The sequence below is a fragment of the Paenibacillus sp. EKM206P genome, assembly GCF_011066155.1.
GTDB lineage: Bacteria > Bacillota > Bacilli > Paenibacillales > Paenibacillaceae > Paenibacillus > Paenibacillus polymyxa_D.
Genome location: NZ_JAAMNQ010000006.1, coordinates 37,424 through 56,042, shown reverse-complemented (window position 1 = coordinate 56,042; position 18,619 = coordinate 37,424). Strand labels below are relative to the sequence as shown.

The window sequence follows — 18,619 nt, the reverse complement described above, 5'->3', positions numbered from 1 at the left end:
GGTATGCTAAAATGCTATCTTTAAAGCCCAAAATGCCGTTCCAGAGGGCAGATGCACAGTACACTATACCCCTATCCACATAGACTATTTTGACTGAACATTCACTAATAAAGGGAGGTGCAGCCTGTGAGCCACTGTCATCCTGTAAGCCCTTGCCCTGTTTTTGGAACTTCAACTGGCACCATTCTTGTTCTTTATATTCTGCTCGTCATCATTCTCCGTACTTGCTGGTTTTAATGTCTAAATTGCCCTAACATGTTGTCCCTTGTACCCATGCCTGCCACTTCTGGCAGGCTATTTTGTTATTTTTTGCATGAGAACCCTATTTGGAGCTACACTATACTCATATTCTTCATTTCCCGGGGAATTTCGAGCATATGTATCAGACAAGGGGTGAGCTTAAATGGCGATAACCGTGATCGTCGAAGGGAAAAATGACCGCAGCAAACTTCGCCGATTACTTGACCCGGAGGTTCACATTTTATGCACCTTCGGCACACTAAACTCTATAAAACTGGAATCCCTCCACAAGCGAGCCAAGCACGACGAAATATATTTATTTATGGACAATGACAGCTCAGGGAAAAAAATAAGGGGTGTGCTTGCAGACTCTTTTCCAGATGCCTACCATATGTATACCCGCAAAGGATACGCTGGCGTAGAAGGGACTCCAGACGAATATGTGATCGCTCAATTGGAAAAAGCAGGATTAGAAGAATACATTATATACCCGCCACCTGTTCTTTAGTCTTGAATAACAAAAAAGCTGTCCTCAGGCCGCTTTCATGCCTGTTGGACAGCTATATGGTGTACTATAAAATGCCTCTAAAATGACATTAGAATTTATGAACCGTATCGACGATCATCAGCAAGAAGCTGAGTGTCAGATGGTTAATGGAAAAGAAAAATACTTTTTTGGCCCAGGAATCCGTTTCTTCTTCCTTAATCGTAAAACCTTTAAAGGCATAGAATGCCCACAGCACGGACAGTAACACGGACACGATCATAAAAATCATACCGGCATATCCATAAGCATACATAAGGATGGGTACCGGAATCAGCAATACAATATAAGGAATCATCTGAATCTTTGTCCGATGGATACCTTTTACGACTGGCAACAACGGAAATCCTGCTGCGCGATATTCCTCAACTCTGCGAATAGCAAGTGCCCAGAAGTGAGGCGGCTGCCATAAGAACAGGAGAGCGAATAAAAGCCAAGCGCCCATATCAATACGACCCGAAGCGGCCACATAACCAATTACAGGAGGCATTGCACCAGAAATACCGCCGATGGATGTACTCCATGTAGATGAACGTTTTAACCAAAGTGTATAAATACCGACGTAGACGAACATACCAAGTAATCCCAGTAACCCTGCCTTTACACCAGAGAAGAAGAATAGAACAGCTAACCCGACAACACCCAAAATAATAGCGTATGACAACACCGTTGTAGGGGTCAGACGCCCTGTTGGCAGTGAGCGATTACGTGTACGTTCCATTTTCAAATCCAGCTCACGGTCAAAATAGTTGTTAAAAACACATGAAGATGCCATAACCAGCATTGTACCTAAAAGTGTAAGAATTAGCTTTATATAGTCAACGTCCCATTGCGATGCTAACCAAAAACCACCAAAGGCTGCAACCAGATTGGTACGAAGGATGCCTGGCTTGGTAACTGTAATAAAATCTTTCCAAGTGCCCGCTTTGCCGGGTGGTTTAGATTTTACAGAATAGGTAGCCGCATCCGAAGAAGTCTTATAACTTATATTATCCATTGTGAGTAACTCCCCCTTAGAGATGTATGAATTCGGGAGTAAGTTGAACTCCGATATAAATTTTATCATATACCTACCCTAAAAAGTTTGACAGAAAACGCACAAAACGTTCACAATTCCGATGGCAAATCGCCCCTGCTGATCGTTTACAGTAAATTTGGGTAGTAATAAGTACAGGAAACAATACAAAAGGAGCGACAGATATGGATACAGCCACACACTTTGTCATGGGAATCGGATTGGCCGGTCTGGCCTACACTGACCCTGTCGTCGCCGGAGATCCAAAGTTGGCCGCAGTGGTGCTGCTCGCTACAGTTGTAGGGTCACAAGCTCCGGATTTTGACACTTTGCTTCGGTTGAAAAATAATGCAGCCTACATTCGCAATCACCGTGGACTGTCGCATTCAATTCCCTTCTGGTTGATATGGATCTTGTCCATAACAGGGCTAATTTGCCTGATCTTCAGAGATGTGCCCCCAGGTCATGTAGCATTATGGGTAACGATTGCCGTCTGCCTGCATGTATTCACAGATTTATTTAATACGTACGGAACACAGGCATTCCGGCCGTTTACAAACAAGTGGATATCTTGGAATATCATCCATATTTTCGATCCCTTTATTTTTGGCACCCATGTTGCTGCGATTATGCTGTGGATCACCGGATTGATTCCACCTGCTCCCTTATTTATTACGCTGTACGTCATTATTGGCCTGTATTACATTTGGCGAACCTGGAGTCATTTTATAACCAGAAAAGCGGTACGTAATATGGACAACGAGCGTCAGGAGGGCGACAATTATTATATCATTCCCACCGTATCATGGAACCGGTGGCATGTGGTAAAAGCTCATCAGAATGGAAGTTATGACATTGGCGGATTAAATGGCTCGCACTTATTTTGGACGAAACACGCAATTCCATCCACACATCCTGCCGTAGAAGCATCCAAATCCTATCGCGATGTGCAGGCATTTCGCTATTTCTCCTCCTTTGCTGTTGCCGAGGTGGAAGAACTGGAATGGGGCTACATTGTGCGATGGGGAGACGTGAGGTATCGACACCGGAGGCAATATCCATTCGTGGCTGTGGTCGCGATGGATAAGCAGTTCGGGCTGATCAACAGTTATATCGGATGGCTCAGTGACGAAAAGATGCAAAAACGCCTTTCCCTGCATACGAATTAAAATCTGCTACAAGCTAACAACCAGCCGTATGAACAAGAAACAGCAAGTTCCCCCTTAATCTGGGAGCTTGCTGTTTTTTTGGCCATTCGCGCCAAAAATCACATCTCATGAAAGCGCCCTCTTGACGAAGCGGACTTGCGTGATTCACAATGGTCATAAGCCATGCGTAAAAAAAATCCGGAGCATGATCGCTCCGGATTTTCTTCATGACAGTTGCTCATAATACAGCTTCCAAGATGGAGTGTTTATGTGTATTACTGCAAACGGCTGCTGCCCGACAAGGATTGTTCTGCTTGTTGGACTAGCTTTTTCGTAATATATCCCCCAAGAGAACCTGTTTCGCGGGAAACAACATTACCGAAGTAACCGTCCTGAGGGATGGTGATGCCAAGTTCTTGAGCTGCCTCATATTTTAATTGTTGTAAAGCGGCGTTGGCCTGCGGTACTTGCAGGTTGTTTGAACGACGTCTGCTCATATTTGAATCTCCTTTCAGTTCTTTGTGAGTGAGGTTCATTGCAAGCTTGCAAGATTATTATGGCTCGCTTACAACTACTTATTCCTGAAATTCAACATTCGAACACTGGAGGTTTTTACCAATGAGCAAAGGTTTATCCCTATGGTTCGCCGTTTCATCCATTGTCCTGCTGACCGCAGCCGCTATATCCATCAGTTATTCCGCATGGCTTGCCATTCTACTGGGGCTATTATCTGTCGGCAATATTGGCTGGGGTTTCGTGGTCAAAGCCCGACAACGCCGCTCCTAATCCAATCCTATAAAAGGCCTAATTCGTTTCGCCTCAATATGCTTTAGCGTAGACGTGGCAGAAAGCCCATGCGCTCTTTGACCGCAGACAGCGTGACTTCAGCAGCTTCTTGTGCACGCTCTGCGGATTGGGCCAAAATATGTCCAATTTCACCAGATTCCCGGATATCGCGATAGCGTTGCTGAATCGGTTCAAGCATAGCCACAACCGTCTCTGCCAGTTCTTTTTTAAATGTCCCGTACATTTGGCCTTCATAACGATCCTGCACTTCTTGGAGCGACAAACCGGAACACTGGCTGTAAATGCTCATTAGATTACTAATTTCAGGTTTATTGGCCAGATCATATCTAACCTCACTGCCAGAATCGGTCGTAGCGCGGCTGATTTTCTTGCGTATGACTTTCGGTTCGTCCAGTAGCGCAATAAAACTGCCTGCATTCGGATTACTCTTGCTCATTTTTTTGGATGCATCATCCAGGGACATAATTCTTGCCCCTACTTCAGGGATATACGGCTCGGGAATTGTAAAATAATCTCCATAACGATGATTAAAGCGGCCAGCCAAATCCCGTGTCAGTTCCAGATGCTGTTTCTGATCTTCGCCCACCGGGACGAGATCCGCGTTGTAGAGCAAAATGTCAGCTGCCATCAACGACGGATATACGAACAACCCTGCTCCTACGGAATCCTTGCCAGCAGCCTTGTCCTTAAACTGAGTCATACGTTCCAGCTCGCCCATATTCGTCAGTGTTGTCATCAACCATCCCAGCTCAGCGTGCTGAGGAACATGGGATTGTAAAAAGACGTTGGATTTCTCTGGGTTAATACCCGCTGCAATAAATAATGCCGCTACCGCCTCCGACTGCTCGCGTAATTGAGCTGGTTCCTGCGGTACGGTAATCGCATGAAGATCTGGAACCATAAAGTAACATTGGTGATCCTCTTGCAATTTGACAAAGTTTTTCATTGCACCAATGTAGTTGCCCAAAGTAAGTTGTCCACTAGGCTGAATACCTGAAAGTACAGTTTTCATACTCTTCCTCCTCCGATTATTTCAATATTTAGAACGCAAAAAGGCCCCGCATCCTCAAGGGACGCGAGACCGTGGTACCACCCTTATTCATTGCCGTCAGCCTTTGCTTATCGGAGCTATGCGCCATGACTGATTGCAATCTTAAAGCTCCGTTAACGGGGAGCAATCGGCCGTCATACTGAGGACTGTAAAATCCTGTTCTGTGCGGCACTCCAAGGTCCATTCAGCAATGCAGGCTCACCGGTTCCCATCCACCACCGGCTTTCTGAAGAGCTTATGCGAAAGCTTACTTGTCCTCATCATCGCGTTATCCATGTCATTACTTTCTAAACTACATTAATGATAATTCCGCATAATGTTATTGTCAAATGACGATTGTGCCCTACGATCAAAAATCTGTTATCATAATGACACGAAGCTTCAACCGATTATAGTGGACAAAGGAGCATGGATATGAAACAAGTGACCAAAGAACACTGGAACGGTTACGACACGTATGTTTTACATAGTGGTGAACTGGAAGTTACGATGATCCCTCGCCTCGGGAATAATATTATCTCAGTGCGTGATCTGAAGCTCGACAGGGATATCGTACGTCGGCCCGGTGAGGAAGAATTGGCTTTTTATTTACAAAAGCCTTATCATTTTGGCTTGCCCATTTTGATTCCTCCTGGCCGAATTCGCAAAGGACAATTTGAGTTTGACGGTGTTCCTTACCAGTTCGACCGAAATACAGCCAATGACAACCATATACACGGTCTGCATCGTAATCAATCCTGGCGCTGCAGTGATATTGAAGAGGATGAAGAAGGTTGCAGTGTCACTACCGAGCTTTTGACAGAAAGTGATCCGCACTGGATGGAACAATTCCCCATTCCTTTGCGTCTGGAGATGACGTATCGCTTGCAGGGTGCTATATTAAGTCAAACACTGCGCGTAACCAATTTGGGTGAAAAAGCAGCCCCATTTGGCTTGGGATATCACACTTGGTTTATGGTGGACGGAGAACCTGAGCGCTGGCGCCTAAAGCTACCTGTGAACGGCGTATATGAGCAGGATGCTGAACAGCTACCTACAGGTATGATTACTTCGTTGAATGACTTGGAACAGCTCTCTTCGGGTCTTTCACTGAAAGGAACAAATCTAGACACGCTGCTGCGGGCAACGGAAGGCCCTGCTGTAGCTCTTTTGACTCGTGATGATGGTTATCAAATCCGCTACACAGCAGATGAGCAATACTTTAAGTATTGGGTGTTATACACCAAAGGTGAATGCGATCAGTATCTTTGCATTGAGCCTTATACCTGGCTGTCAGATGCTCCTAATTTACCTGATCCTGTTGAAGGAGGCGGGCTGATCCGTCTGGAGCCTAAGCAATCCATCGATCTCAAAACTCAGATTCATATCATATATCCGTAATTTCCCTCTAGTCACTTTCCTTCCTTCGGCGCATATTTTCATAACTCTGTCGCATACTAACCTCATCACAGCCGAAGGAGGTGACTACACATGAATGAAGCTAATCAAGGCAGAAGTCGTCGCAGTAACAACCTTGTTGTTCCTCAAGCCAACAACGCACTGCAACAATTGAAATATGAAGCTGCACAAGAGCTGGGCATCACCATTCCGGCAGACGGTTACTACGGTGACATGCCATCCCGTGAAGCTGGTTCTCTGGGAGGCTATATCACTAAACGCTTGGTACAGCTGGCCGAACAGCAATTATCAGGACGTTCAGGTCAATAAGCGTCATTATTCCACATGAGCATTCCGTTCATCGTAATTTACCAAAATGCGTTATAACGGGCATATAACATAGGCGGTCTTCCCAAGGAAGGCCGCCTTTTCTCTTTTTTAAATTAGGATTTTGCAAAATTCTCATATTGATGATTATTCCGAATTAGCCGCTCGGTATGTAGGCTTGTTGTAGCGGATCATGAGATTCGCCATGTTGTAGTTGGACTCCAGTGTTGCATCTACCAAAATCGTTCCTTGTCTGATGGCAAAATCGAAAGCAATCTCACCATGAGTCCAGCTACGCTTATGATTTAGCGTTTCTAGGGCCATACGCCGAAAATCCTCCCGATGCTTTGCTGATAACCCCGGTTCTACTGCTGCAAACGTGCCACCCTTACCTGCAAGCGGATTATGGCGAATCCCAAACTTCCCAACTACATTGTTACGTATTTGTACAAATACGATGCCTGACGACAAACCCGCCAGTTCATTATCCAGTTCTTTTAAAACGATATCCATCTGCCTTGCCAACGACAATTGACCTACTTCATCCATTACAAAAACCCTCCTATATACCTTGTCCGAAAATAATTAATAGGTCTTACGGCTCAATTATATGCGAAGATTTTTAACCTTACAATCAAAACCAACATAATTGGGTATTTATAACTATTTTCTAAGTATATCCATCATTTTAAATTTCGCCAACAGGTAATGTTAATTACACTTCGACATTTTGCGACTTTGTTCATCATCTTCTGTAAAAATTACAAAAAAGGCCTCCCTTATAGGAGACCTTTCAAAAGTGTAAATCCGTTATTTTGTCATTTGTAAAAATTGCTCAATATCCTGAACAGTAACTTGCGCAGCATTACGCCAGAAGTCAGCCTGTGTTAAATCGGTACCTAAGTGCTTGGAAGCCAATTCTTCGACTGTCATGCGACCTGTATCACGCAGCAAGGCATCATATTGGTCGGCGAAGCCGTCAGGGTTTTCCTTCGCAAAAGCGTAAATTCCTGCACTGAACATATACCCGAATGTGTACGGGAAGTTGTAGAAAGGAGTGTCCGTAATATAGAAATGCAGCTTGGATGCCCAAAAATGAGGATGAGCCTCATCCAGGATACCACTAAACGCTTCACGCTGCGCTTGTTCCATCAACTCGCTTAATTGTTGTGCTCCTACGACTCCTTTTTTCCGCAACTCGTAAAAACGGGTTTCAAATAGGAAACGGGCATGAATGTTCATAAAGAAGGCTACACCACGCTGAATTTTATCCTCCAGCAAAGCTACCTTCTCCTGACCCTCGGCAGCTTCCAGCAAAGCATCTGATACAATAAGTTCTGCCAGCGTCGACGCCGTCTCAGCTACGTTCATGGCATAATTCTGATTCAATGGGTGCAATTCATTCATCACATGCTGGTGATAACCGTGTCCGAGCTCATGGGCCAGTGTCGAAACGTTGGATGGTGATCCGGCATAGGTCATAAAAATACGGGTCTCTTTGCTTAGACGCAGAGATGTACAGAAACCACCCGGACGTTTGCCAGGACGATCCTCTGCTTCAATCCAACTTTTCTCAAAAGCCATTTGGGCAAAGTCAGCCATTCTCGAGCTAAATTTACCAAATTGCTCAACAATCGTTACAGCAGCATCGTCGTATGGGATTTTAGTGGTTGATGTTCCCAGCGGAGCTTCAACGTCATGCCAGGACAGCTTCTCTAAGCCCAGCAGCTTTGCTTTCCGCTCCAAGTATTTAACTACAATAGGCTTTGTTTCATTAATAACCTGCCACATCGTATCCAGCGTTTGTGCGGACATACGGCTGATTTCCAGCGGTTCTTTAAGCACATCTGTCCAGCCTCGTTTTTCATATAGCTTCAGACGGAAGCCTGCCAAATGATTCAATGTATCCGCGCAATAGTCCTCTACCTGAGCCCATGCCTCTTCCCAACGTGCAAACACATCTTTACGTACGCTGCGATCTGCTTCATCCAGCTTATTAGCTGCTTGACCTACAGACAGGTTTACGATCTCGCCATTTTCTGGTACAGGGATCGTCATATTTTTGACAATGGTATCATAGAAGTCGCCCCATCCATGGTAGCCATCCACTGCCAGATCCAATGCAAGGCTTTCCAGCTCAGGAGCCATTTTTTCACGTGCTTCGTTCCGATATTCGTTCAGGACAAAAGAAATCGGCTGGATAGCTTCGCGCTCCATCCATTTCTGCCAAATGTCTTCACTGGTTTGTGCCAGCAAGTTCTGGAAAGATACTAAAGCACTTTTCCCTTGGGCATACAGCGTGTTGACACGCGCTCCCAGTTGAACAGCCAGCTTGTCGTGCTGGTTTTGAGCAGTTAGACAAGAGACAAAGGAACCCGCCTGCGACGCGCCATTAAACAGCTCCTGGATGCTACTCAATACACTATCCAGACGCTCGGTATCCAATACCGTTTGTGGTACTTTAGCTGCTTTAAGCTGGGACTGCAGCTGTTGGACCTTGCTTTCCAATTCTTCCAAAAATGCATGGAATGAGGCAGAGGAAGACCCTCCGCTAAAAATAGATTCCAGATCCCATGTTTGCTTTAACGGTGTTTTCATAATAGTTCCACCTTTCTTTTTTGGCGAATTCATGTGGTTTCATATACAATAAAGCTACATCGTGATAGTAAATCACTACAATTGGGAGGAAAACAGAATGAGACCCTTACAAATTTCGCCGGAAACGGCTGTGAAATTATCCGAAAAGCTCGGTATTCCGCTGGAACACCTTATGCATACACCCCAGCACATTTTGATGCAAAAGCTGGCCGAACTGGCTAAAGAAGAAACCGCTGACCCGAACGGCGGAGAATCGGACAAATCATGATCCCTTTTCATAAAACCTGGCCTTATGACATCGTCATGGGAGACGTTTATGTACAGTCTTGTCCGTTTTGCGACCAGGATAATGTATTGCTGCCCCTGAAGCCTAAAGAACTTAAGCTCATACACGAAGGTATGAAAAAGCTGCTTGTGTTTCCATGTTGCCATAACAAGGTTACTTTAGTGGATTGTGATGACGATTATTTGCTGTCAGATACCACATTGCGTCATCATTAATTCATGAGTTGTAAGAGAATATAACCCGTTTTACAAACAAGGTGTGAACCATGAGCCTAAATCGGCCATAGTGCACACCTTTATTTCTTCAGGAGGAGCTTGCGTCTTGCATTTCCTCCGGCAGTTGGAAATTTTTAGCCATCATTTGTTCTCGCAGTACAGACCACTGTTCGCGGGAAGCCCGGATCATGGCTGCATCCATAATCTTTTTGTCATTAATGACACGCGAAAACCAGCGTACCGCTTCGTTAAAGTTCCCTGTACGTCGATGCAATTCACCAATCAGATACAGCAGTTTGGCATTATTCGCCCCGACACCCTCCAGTTCATAAACCCGAACGTAAGAATCCAGACTAAATTTGAGAAAGCGAAGCTCCTGCTCCTCATTTCCCTGGTATCTGTACATCCATGCGATATGCTGTAATAGACTGGCTACTACGCGTTCCTTTTCTCCGATGACCTGGGCACAGAGTAAACCCAGTTTATACGTTTCTAATGCCTCTTCCCAGCTACGATGCCCGCCATATTCGCGAGACTGCCAGCGATTACCGATTTTATCTCTAAAAATCTTGGTTTGCTGATCGCTTAACTGAACGGTAGAGTGCTCTGTCGAGGTAAACCCACAATGAGGACAGACCCTTACGACATAAAAATCCGGATTTTCATTCTTATAATAAGCGCAAAAATCTGAATCTGTACGAATGGCCTTCTTTAGGCTTGGTCTGACACGAGATGTCTGAAATTCTTCTTCACAATGTGTGCAGGTGATTTTAATCTGATATAACGGTTCAAGTTCCAATGTTTTTACAACCCTCTCCAAAATTCGGCAATCCCCGCAAGCTTACGGGGTATTTACAAAATGATGCGCAGGACCAGACAAACGGTTAAGTATGATTGAACGAAGCGGCTCCTCAATGCCCGTATCCGTTAACGCACCTGCCATACAAGACAACCATGCCTCTGCTCGCTCCTCCGTAACGGGAAACTTCATATGTCTCGCACGTAACATCGGATGACCATATGCATCAGAAAAAAGGGACGGTCCTCCAAAAAACTGGCTCAGGAACATAAACTGCTTTTCCTTAACCGGTTCCATGTCTTTAGGAAACAGGGGACTTAACAACGGATCTTTATAAACTCTCGGGTAGAAGGCCTCAATAATAGCACGAATACCTTCCGCGCCCCCAAGGTTGTCATAAATGCTCAGGCTAGGGTTCACTTTTCCTCCAACTTTCTGTGCTATGGTAATAAATATACACCCGTATTATAACAAAAAACAAAAAATGACGCTAAAAATAAGCGTCATTTTATCAATTTAACATATGAAGAGGATGTGCTTCGTTGCACATAGCTTCGTCATTCTATAAATACAATTAATAACTCCGCCAATCCTCTTCACCGGAATGGACGAGAGAGGCACGAATAACATACACAAAAGCACATACGAACAGACCGGCAACGATACTCATCCTGATCACTCCATCCTTAAGGTTATGGATCGTTGTTTTCCTATTTTAACATACTATTTACAAAAATACAGCAACAAATGTAACCGTTTTCTTTGTTTTTTTTGTACTCTTTGTCCATCCCCGACATAGGTATAATAGTACAACTCCAAAGGAGGGGCCTCTATGTCGCTATACCGTCGTTACTCGCTTCCTCTGCTCATCCTTTCACTGCTATTCCTATTTATACTTATGGCTGTATACCCGCAATCTTCTCTGAATGCCGGGCTTCGGGGGCTTGCCATCTGGTGGGACGTGCTGTTTCCATCTTTATTCCCGTTTTTCGTTATTTCCGAGCTTCTCCTCGGTTTCGGAATTGTTCATTTCATAGGTGCGCTGTTGGATCCGCTGATGCAGCCTCTATTCCGTGTACCTGGCTGTGGAGGTTTTGTCGCTGCGGTCAGCTGTGCATCCGGTTACCCGATTGGAGCTAAACTAACAGCCAAGCTGTGGGAGCAAAAATGGATCACACGCATTGAAGGAGAGCGTTTGGTCGCATTTACGACTTCCTCTGATCCGATATTCTTGATCGGTGCGGTTTCCGTTGGCTTCTTCCATCAACCAGAAATTGCACTCGTACTGGGCGCGGCTCATTATGGTGGTGTGCTCATCATCGGGCTACTTATGCGCTTCCACGGTTCTCGTTCAGGGGAAACAGATACTCGCAGCGACCGCCCTCAACCTACTCCAAAAGCCTGGTCGAAGTCCACAAATACAAAAGCTGCTGGTCGCAATAGACAGCCTGGACCCCTACGCCAAGCATTATATGCCATGCATACAGCTCGTTTGGAAGATGGTCGTCCATTGGGTGAGTTACTCCGTCAGGCGATTACTTCCTCCCTACGCCTTATTATTGTCGTAGGAGGGCTAGTTGTATTCTTCTGCGTCATTTTAGAAGCTTTGACGAACTCCGGTTTAATGAGCGGGCTTCATCTGCTTACGGCAAACCTCTTGACTGCATGTGGTCTTCCTCCTACGTTAACGGAGTCCATCGTAGGTGGTATTTTCGAAGTCACTTTAGGAGCGCAGGCCGCAGGTAAAGCCACGGCAGCGATACCATTCAAGGTAGCCGCAGCCGCTTTTGTGCTCTCCTGGGGCGGGCTATCGGTTCATGCGCAGGTTGCAAGTATTTTAAATATGACGGATCTTCGTTATATGCCATTTTTGTTGGCCCGGGCTGCGCACGGCTTCATCTCGGCACTGCTCGCTCTCGTGTTATGGCAGCCTCTGATGGGACAGGGAAGCTCTCCAGTCTTTTTTCCAATATACGACATCGTATGGTCCCCTGGCTTCTCGTCCGCCATGCTGTTGCAAAGTCTGCTGTTTCTTGGCTTTATACTGGCTGGAATGCTTAGTCTCTCATGGTTGAGTGTGGGTACCCGTCGCTTATACGTACGTTTGAGAAGAACACACAGGCAATGAACGATTGTGTTCTTGCTCATAATTGATTATGATCGATATATACCCATGACAAAGGAGCTTTTCATCTTGAGATATTATGTTCTGGATCGCGGGGATCAGCACTCCATGGACTTGAGTCAGCAATTTCACCGTCTTGCCCAAGAAAAGAATTTCAAGCTGGATGCCGAATCGCCGGAAATCGTCGTGTCTATTGGAGGCGATGGTACAATGCTTCATGCGTTTCATACCTTCATCGACCGCATTCCGGATATTGCCTTTGTTGGTGTACATACCGGTCATCTAGGCTTTTACGCCGATTGGCGTGCGGACGAGCTGGAGGAGCTAATCCACCTGATGAGCCAAAGCGGATCTGAGGGACCGCTTAACCCGAGAATCGTTAAGTATCCACTGATTGAGTTGGAAATTCACAAGAAATCAGGCAATGCTTCTTTTATTGCCTTGAATGAGTTTACGTTAAAAGGGGTGGATGGCACTGTCGTTGCCCAAGTAGATATTAACGATATCACCTTTGAAATGTTTCGCGGTGACGGTATATGTGTTTCTACCCCCTCAGGGACGACCGCCTATAATAAAGCACTTGGCGGAGCTATGGTTCATCCCACCATTGAAGCATTGCAATTGACTGAGATCGCTTCCATTAATAACCGCGTGTATCGGACACTAGGATCGCCATTGCTACTGCCCAAACATCATCATTGTGATATTTTTTCACGGAAAGATCAGCGTCTTTTATTGACAGTAGATCACCTGAACTTTCCTGTGGATGACTTAATCTCTGTTCGATGTCAGGTCGCAAGTCAGAAGATCAGCTTCGCTCGTTACCGTCCTTTCCCATTTTGGGATCGAGTACGCAACGCCTTTCTTAATTAGAACCTGTAAAAGAGCCGACTCTGGCTCTTTTTTTACAAACAAAACGGTTCCTGAAAATTCAGGAACCGTTTTGTTGTGGAGCAGTAAATGTTTTATTCTTTTTACTACCCTCAGTTTTTTCGGCTTTAGCAGCTGGATGGGTCTGACGCTGGCCCTCAGGTTCACGTGAGACACGAACTTGCCGTCCCTCCCGATTTTCCTTTGGTTGACGCTCATAGCGTGGTCCACGCGATTCCTTTTTATCGAAATTCCCTTGCTGATTGCGCTGTCTACGCGGTTCTCGAGTTTGCTGCCCTTCACCCGGATTGCGTCCATCCTTTGCTTCACGTGGTTCTCTTGGCTGGCGCGAATCACGTGCTTCACGTGGCTCACGTTGCCGATTTCCTTCACGTCCTTCTCTGGATGAACGACTTTCGCGAGCTTCACGCGGCTGTCGCTCACGTACTTCCTGGGCATCCTTCGGTTCCCGACGTTGCAACTCGCGTGGTTCTCGGAATTCTCGAGGCTGCTCCACTAGCGATTCCTCCGTAGCTGTGGAATCCTGTTGTGGTTGCGGCCACTCCTGTTCTCCAGCTATATGTTGCAATACTTCTTGCTGCTCTTCGGTTTCTAACGTTCCCGCTTGTTCCCTTTGAGCATCTACCAACTGCTGAATATCTGGAGCAACGATTTCATCATTGACGCCGTTTTTATTAACCACTTCACGGCTTTTTTGCAGCACAAAATAGGCACAGCCAAAATTGCAGTATTCATTAATGTAATCGTCCAGTACCCCTATAGATGTATCCTTATTTGCTTTGGGATGGCCGTCTCGATAAAAGCCCTTCAGACGCAGCTGATTGTAACCCCAATCACCAATAATGTAATCATAGCGATCCAGCACTTCACTATACCGATCACGAAACGCTTCGGGATTCCATCCGTTCTTGTGATCCTGCAACAATTCATAGTTTTTACCACCGATTTGAAACAAGCTATTCTGACCGCCTTTCCCGGATCAAGCCTGCGAAAGGGCGCTTTCTTCCTTATGCTGAGCGGCTGACTTCACCTGCTCATGCGCTTGGTAGGAGCTGCGGACCAACGGTCCAGATTCGACGTGGCTGAATCCCCGCTGTAATCCCTCTTCCTTTAACTTCGCAAAATCTTCCGGTGGATAATATTTTTGCACATATAAATGTTTCTCGGACGGCTGCAAATACTGACCAATTGTCAGAATGTCACAATCGACTTTACGCAGATCATCCATGGCTTGTAAGATCTCGTCCCACTCTTCTCCGACACCTAGCATGATGCTTGATTTCGTTGGAATAGCCGGATTTAATTGCTTCGCACGTTGAAGCAGCTCCAGAGAGCGACGGTATTTCGCTTTAGCCCGAACCTTGTCGGACATGCGCTCCACCGTTTCAATATTATGATTCAGAATATCTGGTTTGGCATCCATGACGATTCGCAGCGATTCAATATCGCCCATAAAATCGGGAATCAATACTTCTACACTGCACAAAGGTAACCGGCCGCGAATCGCACGAACCGTTTCTGCAAATATAGTAGCGCCCCCATCTTTTAAATCGTCGCGAGCCACACTGGTTACGACACAGTGCTTCAAATTCATGTTCCCAGCCGCTTCCGCGACGCGATCAGGCTCCTGCAAGTCAAGTTCCGTAGGCAATCCCGTATTTACTGCGCAAAAACGACACGCACGCGTACAAATATCACCCAAAATCATAAATGTAGCTGTCCTATTGGCCCAGCATTCATATATATTAGGGCATCGTGCCTCCTCACATACGGTATGTAATGTCTTGGAACGCATCATGCTCTTGATTTCTTGATAGTTATCGCCTGTCGTAAGTTTAATACGAATCCAGTCGGGCTTAGCTTCCTTCTCTTTTCTAGACAATGGCATAGACCTTCTTTCTGATAAGCTTAAGCTGTCATTGTCATACATTATAACATGAAAGCCATGGAAAAACCTCCATTCATTGTTCCCTTTTTGATATGACATTGATGCCGAAAAAAGTAAACTTTTTATATGGATAAAAGCGGCGGATATGGCTCAATCTAAACAAAAGCGCCCTATTCACGCTATTGAATAGGGTCTAGAATTTACTGGGCGGTTAAGCCCTTCTATAGGAGGTCGGTTCACGTGCCTTACCCTACGCGGACAGCCCGCGCTGTTCGTCTGTTATCGCTGCTGATATGCGCTGCTACACTGACAACGGCCTGTCCGCTTCCTGCCCATGCCTTTGCCAATCACTTACAATCCTCGTCCGCCGGAAGCAGCCTGACAGTTAATGTAGATGCTGAACATGCACAGTCTTCAATGTATATTTCCAGGCTTGCTTTATATCGTTCCATCGAAGCCCTGACAGGAGTCCCTTGGTACAGGCTGGCCGCCATCGACCAGTATGAACGTACACTTACGGTGGCTCATCCCAAAGATCGCAAGCATGCAGAACGGACCATAGGTATTTTCGTTACGGGACCGATCTGGTCCGGCTTGATGAACCCTGATTCGGAGGATCAAAATCCACGTTCCATAGAACTATTTTCCGGGCTGGGACAAGACGGTTCGGGTGATGGAATTGCTGACCGTAATAATGACAAGGATCTGCTGTTCAGCATCGCATCTTATCTCGGAAAGTATGGAAACAACGAGGATGAATTTGGTATTGCTGTTTGGGAATATTACCATAACAGCCGCGCAGTTCAAAGAGTTCAGCAGTTTGCCAAGCTGTATCGGACGTATGGCAAGCTGGATCTGGTCAGTCAAGCTTTCCCCCTTCCTTTAGGCAGCATTTATAGCTACCGCAGCACATGGGGAAGCCGTCGCAGCTGGGGGGGCTACCGTATACATGAAGGAACTGACCTGTTTGCTGGCTACGGAGTTCCAGTTCGCAGTACCTGCTACGGTGTAGTTGAAATGAAGGGCTGGAATCCCTTTGGAGGATGGCGCATCGGAATCCGAGATCTCAACAACCGCTATCACTACTATGCGCACCTTTCCGGCTTTGACAAAACCGTTCACAACGGAGACGTCGTTACACCTGGCCAGACGGTTGGCTGGGTCGGAAGCTCGGGCTATGGAAAACCTGGTACCCAAGGCAAGTTTCCACCGCATCTGCACTATGGTATATATCGGGACAATGGCTGGGCAGATTGGTCCTTTGACCCGTATCCATTATTAAGACAGTGGGAGCAGTCCGAACGCAAAGCGCTCAAAACAGGAAAGACAAAAGGGACCTCCTCATAGGGTCCCTTTTATTTTTCCAGAGCAACTCACGCCACTCCACTCTGCTCTATGGCGTTGGGGGCTGACTAGAGGAGTTTGGGTCTTCCTGTACCTCTGGAACACTTACTATGCTGGAATCTATAGCGCCGCTACTCTCTATGGAATGGGGAGGCAACGCCAACTGCGGAGCGGCTGCACCATTTTTACCTACTGGTTTTCCCTGATTGTCATAGTAGTACATCGGAACGTTGCCCACCACCAGCAAATAAGAAACGGGGATTTCCGTCTCCACAATCTGAGGTTGCATCTCAAACGGTATAACCACAGACACTTCCGTCGTAATCCGAATATACACTTCAACCAAGATCATGTTTATGCCCGCATCCTGTTGCCGCGTATTTAAATCCACCTTGATCGCTCCATGCGGCTCCACCTTTAGAGGAATCTTGGGGCCATAAGCTGCCAACAATGGACTGCCCAATGCCTGACCAATCGGAACGCTCTCATCAAAATGGCTCATGCTGTCCATCGTTGCCTTAACTGCTTTGAGCGTGTCTGACGTAATTTTCATATGCTCTGCATAATTCAGAACAAAGCCGGAGGTTCTTCCTTGTGCATCCGTTCTCCATTCGATCAAATTATCAGCTGTCTTCCCCTGCTCTACCTGTGCTGTAATTGCTGAATTAATAGCCTCCGTCGCCATTTGTTTGACCCGCACTTTTGCCAGATGCATCATAGGCGGCTTCAAATGCTGCTCCACATAAGCAGCCACCTGTATGATTCCTACCAGCAGCGCCAGTACCACAATCAAAAATACTCTACGTCTGCCGCGTCGCCTTCTGTTGGGCGCGCTGTGCCATTGCGGTCTTCTCATCATCCGATCCCCCCGCAGCGTTGAACTTACCCTACAAGGATATGCAAGGAAGGGACGAAAAAGAAGCCGCCCGTCCGGCAGCTCCTCTAGATGGAACAAATATATAATTGCAAATATAAGGTGCACTCATTATTTGAAAATATGGTCAATCTTTTCGATATCAGCCTGACTCAATTGGACATTTAGCGTCTTCAGATTCGCCAGCACCTGCTCCGGCCCCTTCGCCCCTGGAATGAGGGCATCAATCGAATCGCGGGTCAAATACCATGCGAGCACTACGTGAGCAACCTCTGCATTCAACGCATTGGCAATCTCCCGTACCTGCTCCACTTTGTCCAAATTAAGAGCAAATGTATCTCCCTGAAACAGTGGATTATTCGCTCTAATGTCCGTGAAGGTCATGTCTTTCGTATACTTACCACCCAGCAATCCTGAAGCTAGCGGGAAATAAGGCACAAACGAAATGCCATTTTCCTTGGTATAAGGCAGCAGATCCTTCTCAGCTTCCCGTTGAAACAAATTATATTGGGATTGGAGCACATCTACATAACCGTCGCTATTCGCATCCTTAAGTTGTTCAATGGAAAAGTTAGATACGCCAATAGCCTTGATTTTGCCTTCGTCCTTAAGCTTCTTCAGTTCTCCGACTGCTTCTGCCTTCGGCGTAGCTTCATCGGGGAAATGGATATAGAACAGATCGATATAATCGGTCTGCAATCTTTTCAGACTAGATTCGACGGATTCTCGTAAAAAAGCAGGCGAGTTGTCAAAAACAATCTCTCCGTTCACAAATTTGTGTGCACCCTTTGTGGCAATAACAGCTTTATCACGCTGACCACGCTCTTTCAATACCTCACCAATTAATCGTTCCGAGTGCTCAGGTCCATAAATAAAAGCCGTATCCAGAAAGTTGATGCCATTGTCCAAAGCTGTGCGAACGACTTCTTTGCCCGTTTCATTGTTCAAATCGGAAAAGAGATTATGTCCTCCCACCTTATTTGCACCCAAACCGATTGGTTTTACATATAAATCTGTTTTACCAAGACGCACTTGCTCTGCCAATTCACGTCATCTCCTTTTCGAAAGTTACTTCCATTTTATTATTAAA

Annotated in this window: 21 protein-coding genes and 1 pseudogene; 11 read left to right on the top strand and 11 right to left on the bottom strand. The window is 46.0% G+C overall.

Annotated features, from left to right (window positions below):
- Positions 1-168 precede the first annotated feature (168 nt).
- Both G9G53_RS26490 and G9G53_RS14335 read left to right on the top strand, forming a co-directional pair.
- Positions 169-237, top strand: a pseudogene (locus tag G9G53_RS26490) (YjcZ family sporulation protein); the annotation flags it as partial.
- Between the two features lie 166 nt (positions 238-403).
- Positions 404-748, top strand: a complete 345-nt coding sequence (locus G9G53_RS14335; protein ID WP_029518206.1) for a toprim domain-containing protein — start codon at positions 404-406, stop codon at positions 746-748.
- An 88-nt stretch (positions 749-836) separates the two neighbouring features.
- On the opposite strand, the gene cyoE is transcribed toward G9G53_RS14335, so the two are convergent.
- Positions 837-1,781 (bottom strand): heme o synthase, encoded by a 945-nt coding sequence (gene cyoE / locus G9G53_RS14330; protein ID WP_013311855.1) that lies wholly within the window; start codon positions 1,779-1,781, stop codon positions 837-839.
- Positions 1,782-1,984: 203 nt separating this feature from the next.
- Here cyoE and G9G53_RS14325 point away from each other — a divergent pair, with 203 nt between their 5' ends.
- Positions 1,985-2,968 (top strand): metal-dependent hydrolase, encoded by a 984-nt coding sequence (locus G9G53_RS14325; protein ID WP_039272715.1) that lies wholly within the window; start codon positions 1,985-1,987, stop codon positions 2,966-2,968.
- A 254-nt stretch (positions 2,969-3,222) separates the two neighbouring features.
- On the opposite strand, the gene G9G53_RS14320 is transcribed toward G9G53_RS14325, so the two are convergent.
- A complete protein-coding gene (locus G9G53_RS14320; protein WP_013311857.1) occupies positions 3,223-3,444 on the bottom strand; it encodes an alpha/beta-type small acid-soluble spore protein in 222 nt (73 codons plus the stop codon).
- Between the two features lie 121 nt (positions 3,445-3,565).
- On the opposite strand from G9G53_RS14320, the gene G9G53_RS14315 reads away from it, so the two are divergent.
- Positions 3,566-3,733 carry a hypothetical protein gene (locus tag G9G53_RS14315; RefSeq protein WP_007431986.1) on the top strand — a complete coding sequence of 56 codons (168 nt, stop codon included), beginning with the start codon at positions 3,566-3,568 and terminating at the stop codon, positions 3,731-3,733.
- Positions 3,734-3,776: 43 nt separating this feature from the next.
- Here G9G53_RS14315 and trpS read toward each other — a convergent pair whose 3' ends face one another.
- A complete protein-coding gene (trpS, locus tag G9G53_RS14310) occupies positions 3,777-4,766 on the bottom strand; it encodes a tryptophan--tRNA ligase (protein ID WP_029518204.1) in 990 nt (329 codons plus the stop codon).
- A 453-nt stretch (positions 4,767-5,219) separates the two neighbouring features.
- On the opposite strand from trpS, the gene G9G53_RS14305 reads away from it, so the two are divergent.
- Together G9G53_RS14305 and G9G53_RS14300 are read left to right on the top strand one after the other, a co-directional pair.
- Positions 5,220-6,185, top strand: coding sequence for an aldose 1-epimerase (locus G9G53_RS14305; protein WP_165148483.1), 966 nt, complete (start codon positions 5,220-5,222; stop codon positions 6,183-6,185).
- A gap of 90 nt (positions 6,186-6,275) precedes the next feature.
- Positions 6,276-6,512, top strand: coding sequence for an alpha/beta-type small acid-soluble spore protein (locus G9G53_RS14300; protein ID WP_013311861.1), 237 nt, complete (start codon positions 6,276-6,278; stop codon positions 6,510-6,512).
- 144 nt (positions 6,513-6,656) lie between these two features.
- Here the strand turns inward: G9G53_RS14300 and G9G53_RS14295 are convergent, their stop codons facing one another.
- Positions 6,657-7,058 (bottom strand): hypothetical protein, encoded by a 402-nt coding sequence (locus G9G53_RS14295; RefSeq protein ID WP_013311862.1) that lies wholly within the window; start codon positions 7,056-7,058, stop codon positions 6,657-6,659.
- Between the two features lie 261 nt (positions 7,059-7,319).
- Entirely contained in the window at positions 7,320-9,107 is a 1,788-nt protein-coding gene (locus G9G53_RS14290) for a M3 family oligoendopeptidase (RefSeq protein ID WP_029518201.1), read from the bottom strand.
- A gap of 97 nt (positions 9,108-9,204) precedes the next feature.
- On the opposite strand from G9G53_RS14290, the gene G9G53_RS14285 reads away from it, so the two are divergent.
- Both G9G53_RS14285 and G9G53_RS14280 read left to right on the top strand, forming a co-directional pair.
- Entirely contained in the window at positions 9,205-9,375 is a 171-nt protein-coding gene (locus tag G9G53_RS14285; RefSeq protein ID WP_014277894.1) for a YycC family protein, read from the top strand.
- A complete protein-coding gene (locus tag G9G53_RS14280; RefSeq protein WP_029518200.1) occupies positions 9,372-9,608 on the top strand; it encodes a hypothetical protein in 237 nt (78 codons plus the stop codon). The genes G9G53_RS14285 and G9G53_RS14280 overlap by 4 nt, the downstream gene beginning before the upstream one ends.
- Before the next feature lie 88 nt (positions 9,609-9,696).
- On the opposite strand, the gene G9G53_RS14275 is transcribed toward G9G53_RS14280, so the two are convergent.
- Together G9G53_RS14275 and G9G53_RS14270 are read right to left on the bottom strand one after the other, a co-directional pair.
- On the bottom strand, positions 9,697-10,428 hold the full coding sequence (locus G9G53_RS14275; protein WP_049817024.1) for a DUF2225 domain-containing protein: 732 nt from the start codon (positions 10,426-10,428) through the stop codon (positions 9,697-9,699).
- Positions 10,429-10,449: 21 nt separating this feature from the next.
- Entirely contained in the window at positions 10,450-10,827 is a 378-nt protein-coding gene (locus G9G53_RS14270; RefSeq protein ID WP_029518198.1) for a globin domain-containing protein, read from the bottom strand.
- A 412-nt stretch (positions 10,828-11,239) separates the two neighbouring features.
- Between G9G53_RS14270 and ylbJ the strand changes: the two genes are divergently transcribed.
- Both ylbJ and G9G53_RS14260 read left to right on the top strand, forming a co-directional pair.
- Positions 11,240-12,535 carry a sporulation integral membrane protein YlbJ gene (ylbJ, locus tag G9G53_RS14265; protein WP_165148480.1) on the top strand — a complete coding sequence of 432 codons (1,296 nt, stop codon included), beginning with the start codon at positions 11,240-11,242 and terminating at the stop codon, positions 12,533-12,535.
- A 66-nt stretch (positions 12,536-12,601) separates the two neighbouring features.
- On the top strand, positions 12,602-13,405 hold the full coding sequence (locus tag G9G53_RS14260) for an NAD kinase (RefSeq protein ID WP_013372943.1): 804 nt from the start codon (positions 12,602-12,604) through the stop codon (positions 13,403-13,405).
- A gap of 58 nt (positions 13,406-13,463) precedes the next feature.
- Here the strand turns inward: G9G53_RS14260 and G9G53_RS14255 are convergent, their stop codons facing one another.
- Both G9G53_RS14255 and lipA read right to left on the bottom strand, forming a co-directional pair.
- A complete protein-coding gene (locus G9G53_RS14255) occupies positions 13,464-14,378 on the bottom strand; it encodes a YutD family protein (protein ID WP_165148477.1) in 915 nt (304 codons plus the stop codon).
- A 24-nt stretch (positions 14,379-14,402) separates the two neighbouring features.
- A complete protein-coding gene (gene lipA / locus G9G53_RS14250) occupies positions 14,403-15,305 on the bottom strand; it encodes a lipoyl synthase (protein WP_029518195.1) in 903 nt (300 codons plus the stop codon).
- Positions 15,306-15,551: 246 nt separating this feature from the next.
- Here lipA and G9G53_RS14245 point away from each other — a divergent pair, with 246 nt between their 5' ends.
- Positions 15,552-16,658, top strand: a complete 1,107-nt coding sequence (locus tag G9G53_RS14245; RefSeq protein ID WP_039272724.1) for a M23 family metallopeptidase — start codon at positions 15,552-15,554, stop codon at positions 16,656-16,658.
- Between the two features lie 46 nt (positions 16,659-16,704).
- Here G9G53_RS14245 and yunB read toward each other — a convergent pair whose 3' ends face one another.
- Together yunB and G9G53_RS14235 are read right to left on the bottom strand one after the other, a co-directional pair.
- Complete coding sequence (gene yunB, locus G9G53_RS14240) at positions 16,705-17,514, bottom strand: sporulation protein YunB (protein ID WP_165148474.1); 810 nt, start codon at positions 17,512-17,514, stop codon at positions 16,705-16,707.
- Between the two features lie 126 nt (positions 17,515-17,640).
- Positions 17,641-18,573 (bottom strand): aldo/keto reductase, encoded by a 933-nt coding sequence (locus tag G9G53_RS14235; protein ID WP_165148471.1) that lies wholly within the window; start codon positions 18,571-18,573, stop codon positions 17,641-17,643.
- Between the last annotated feature and the right edge of the window lie 46 nt (positions 18,574-18,619).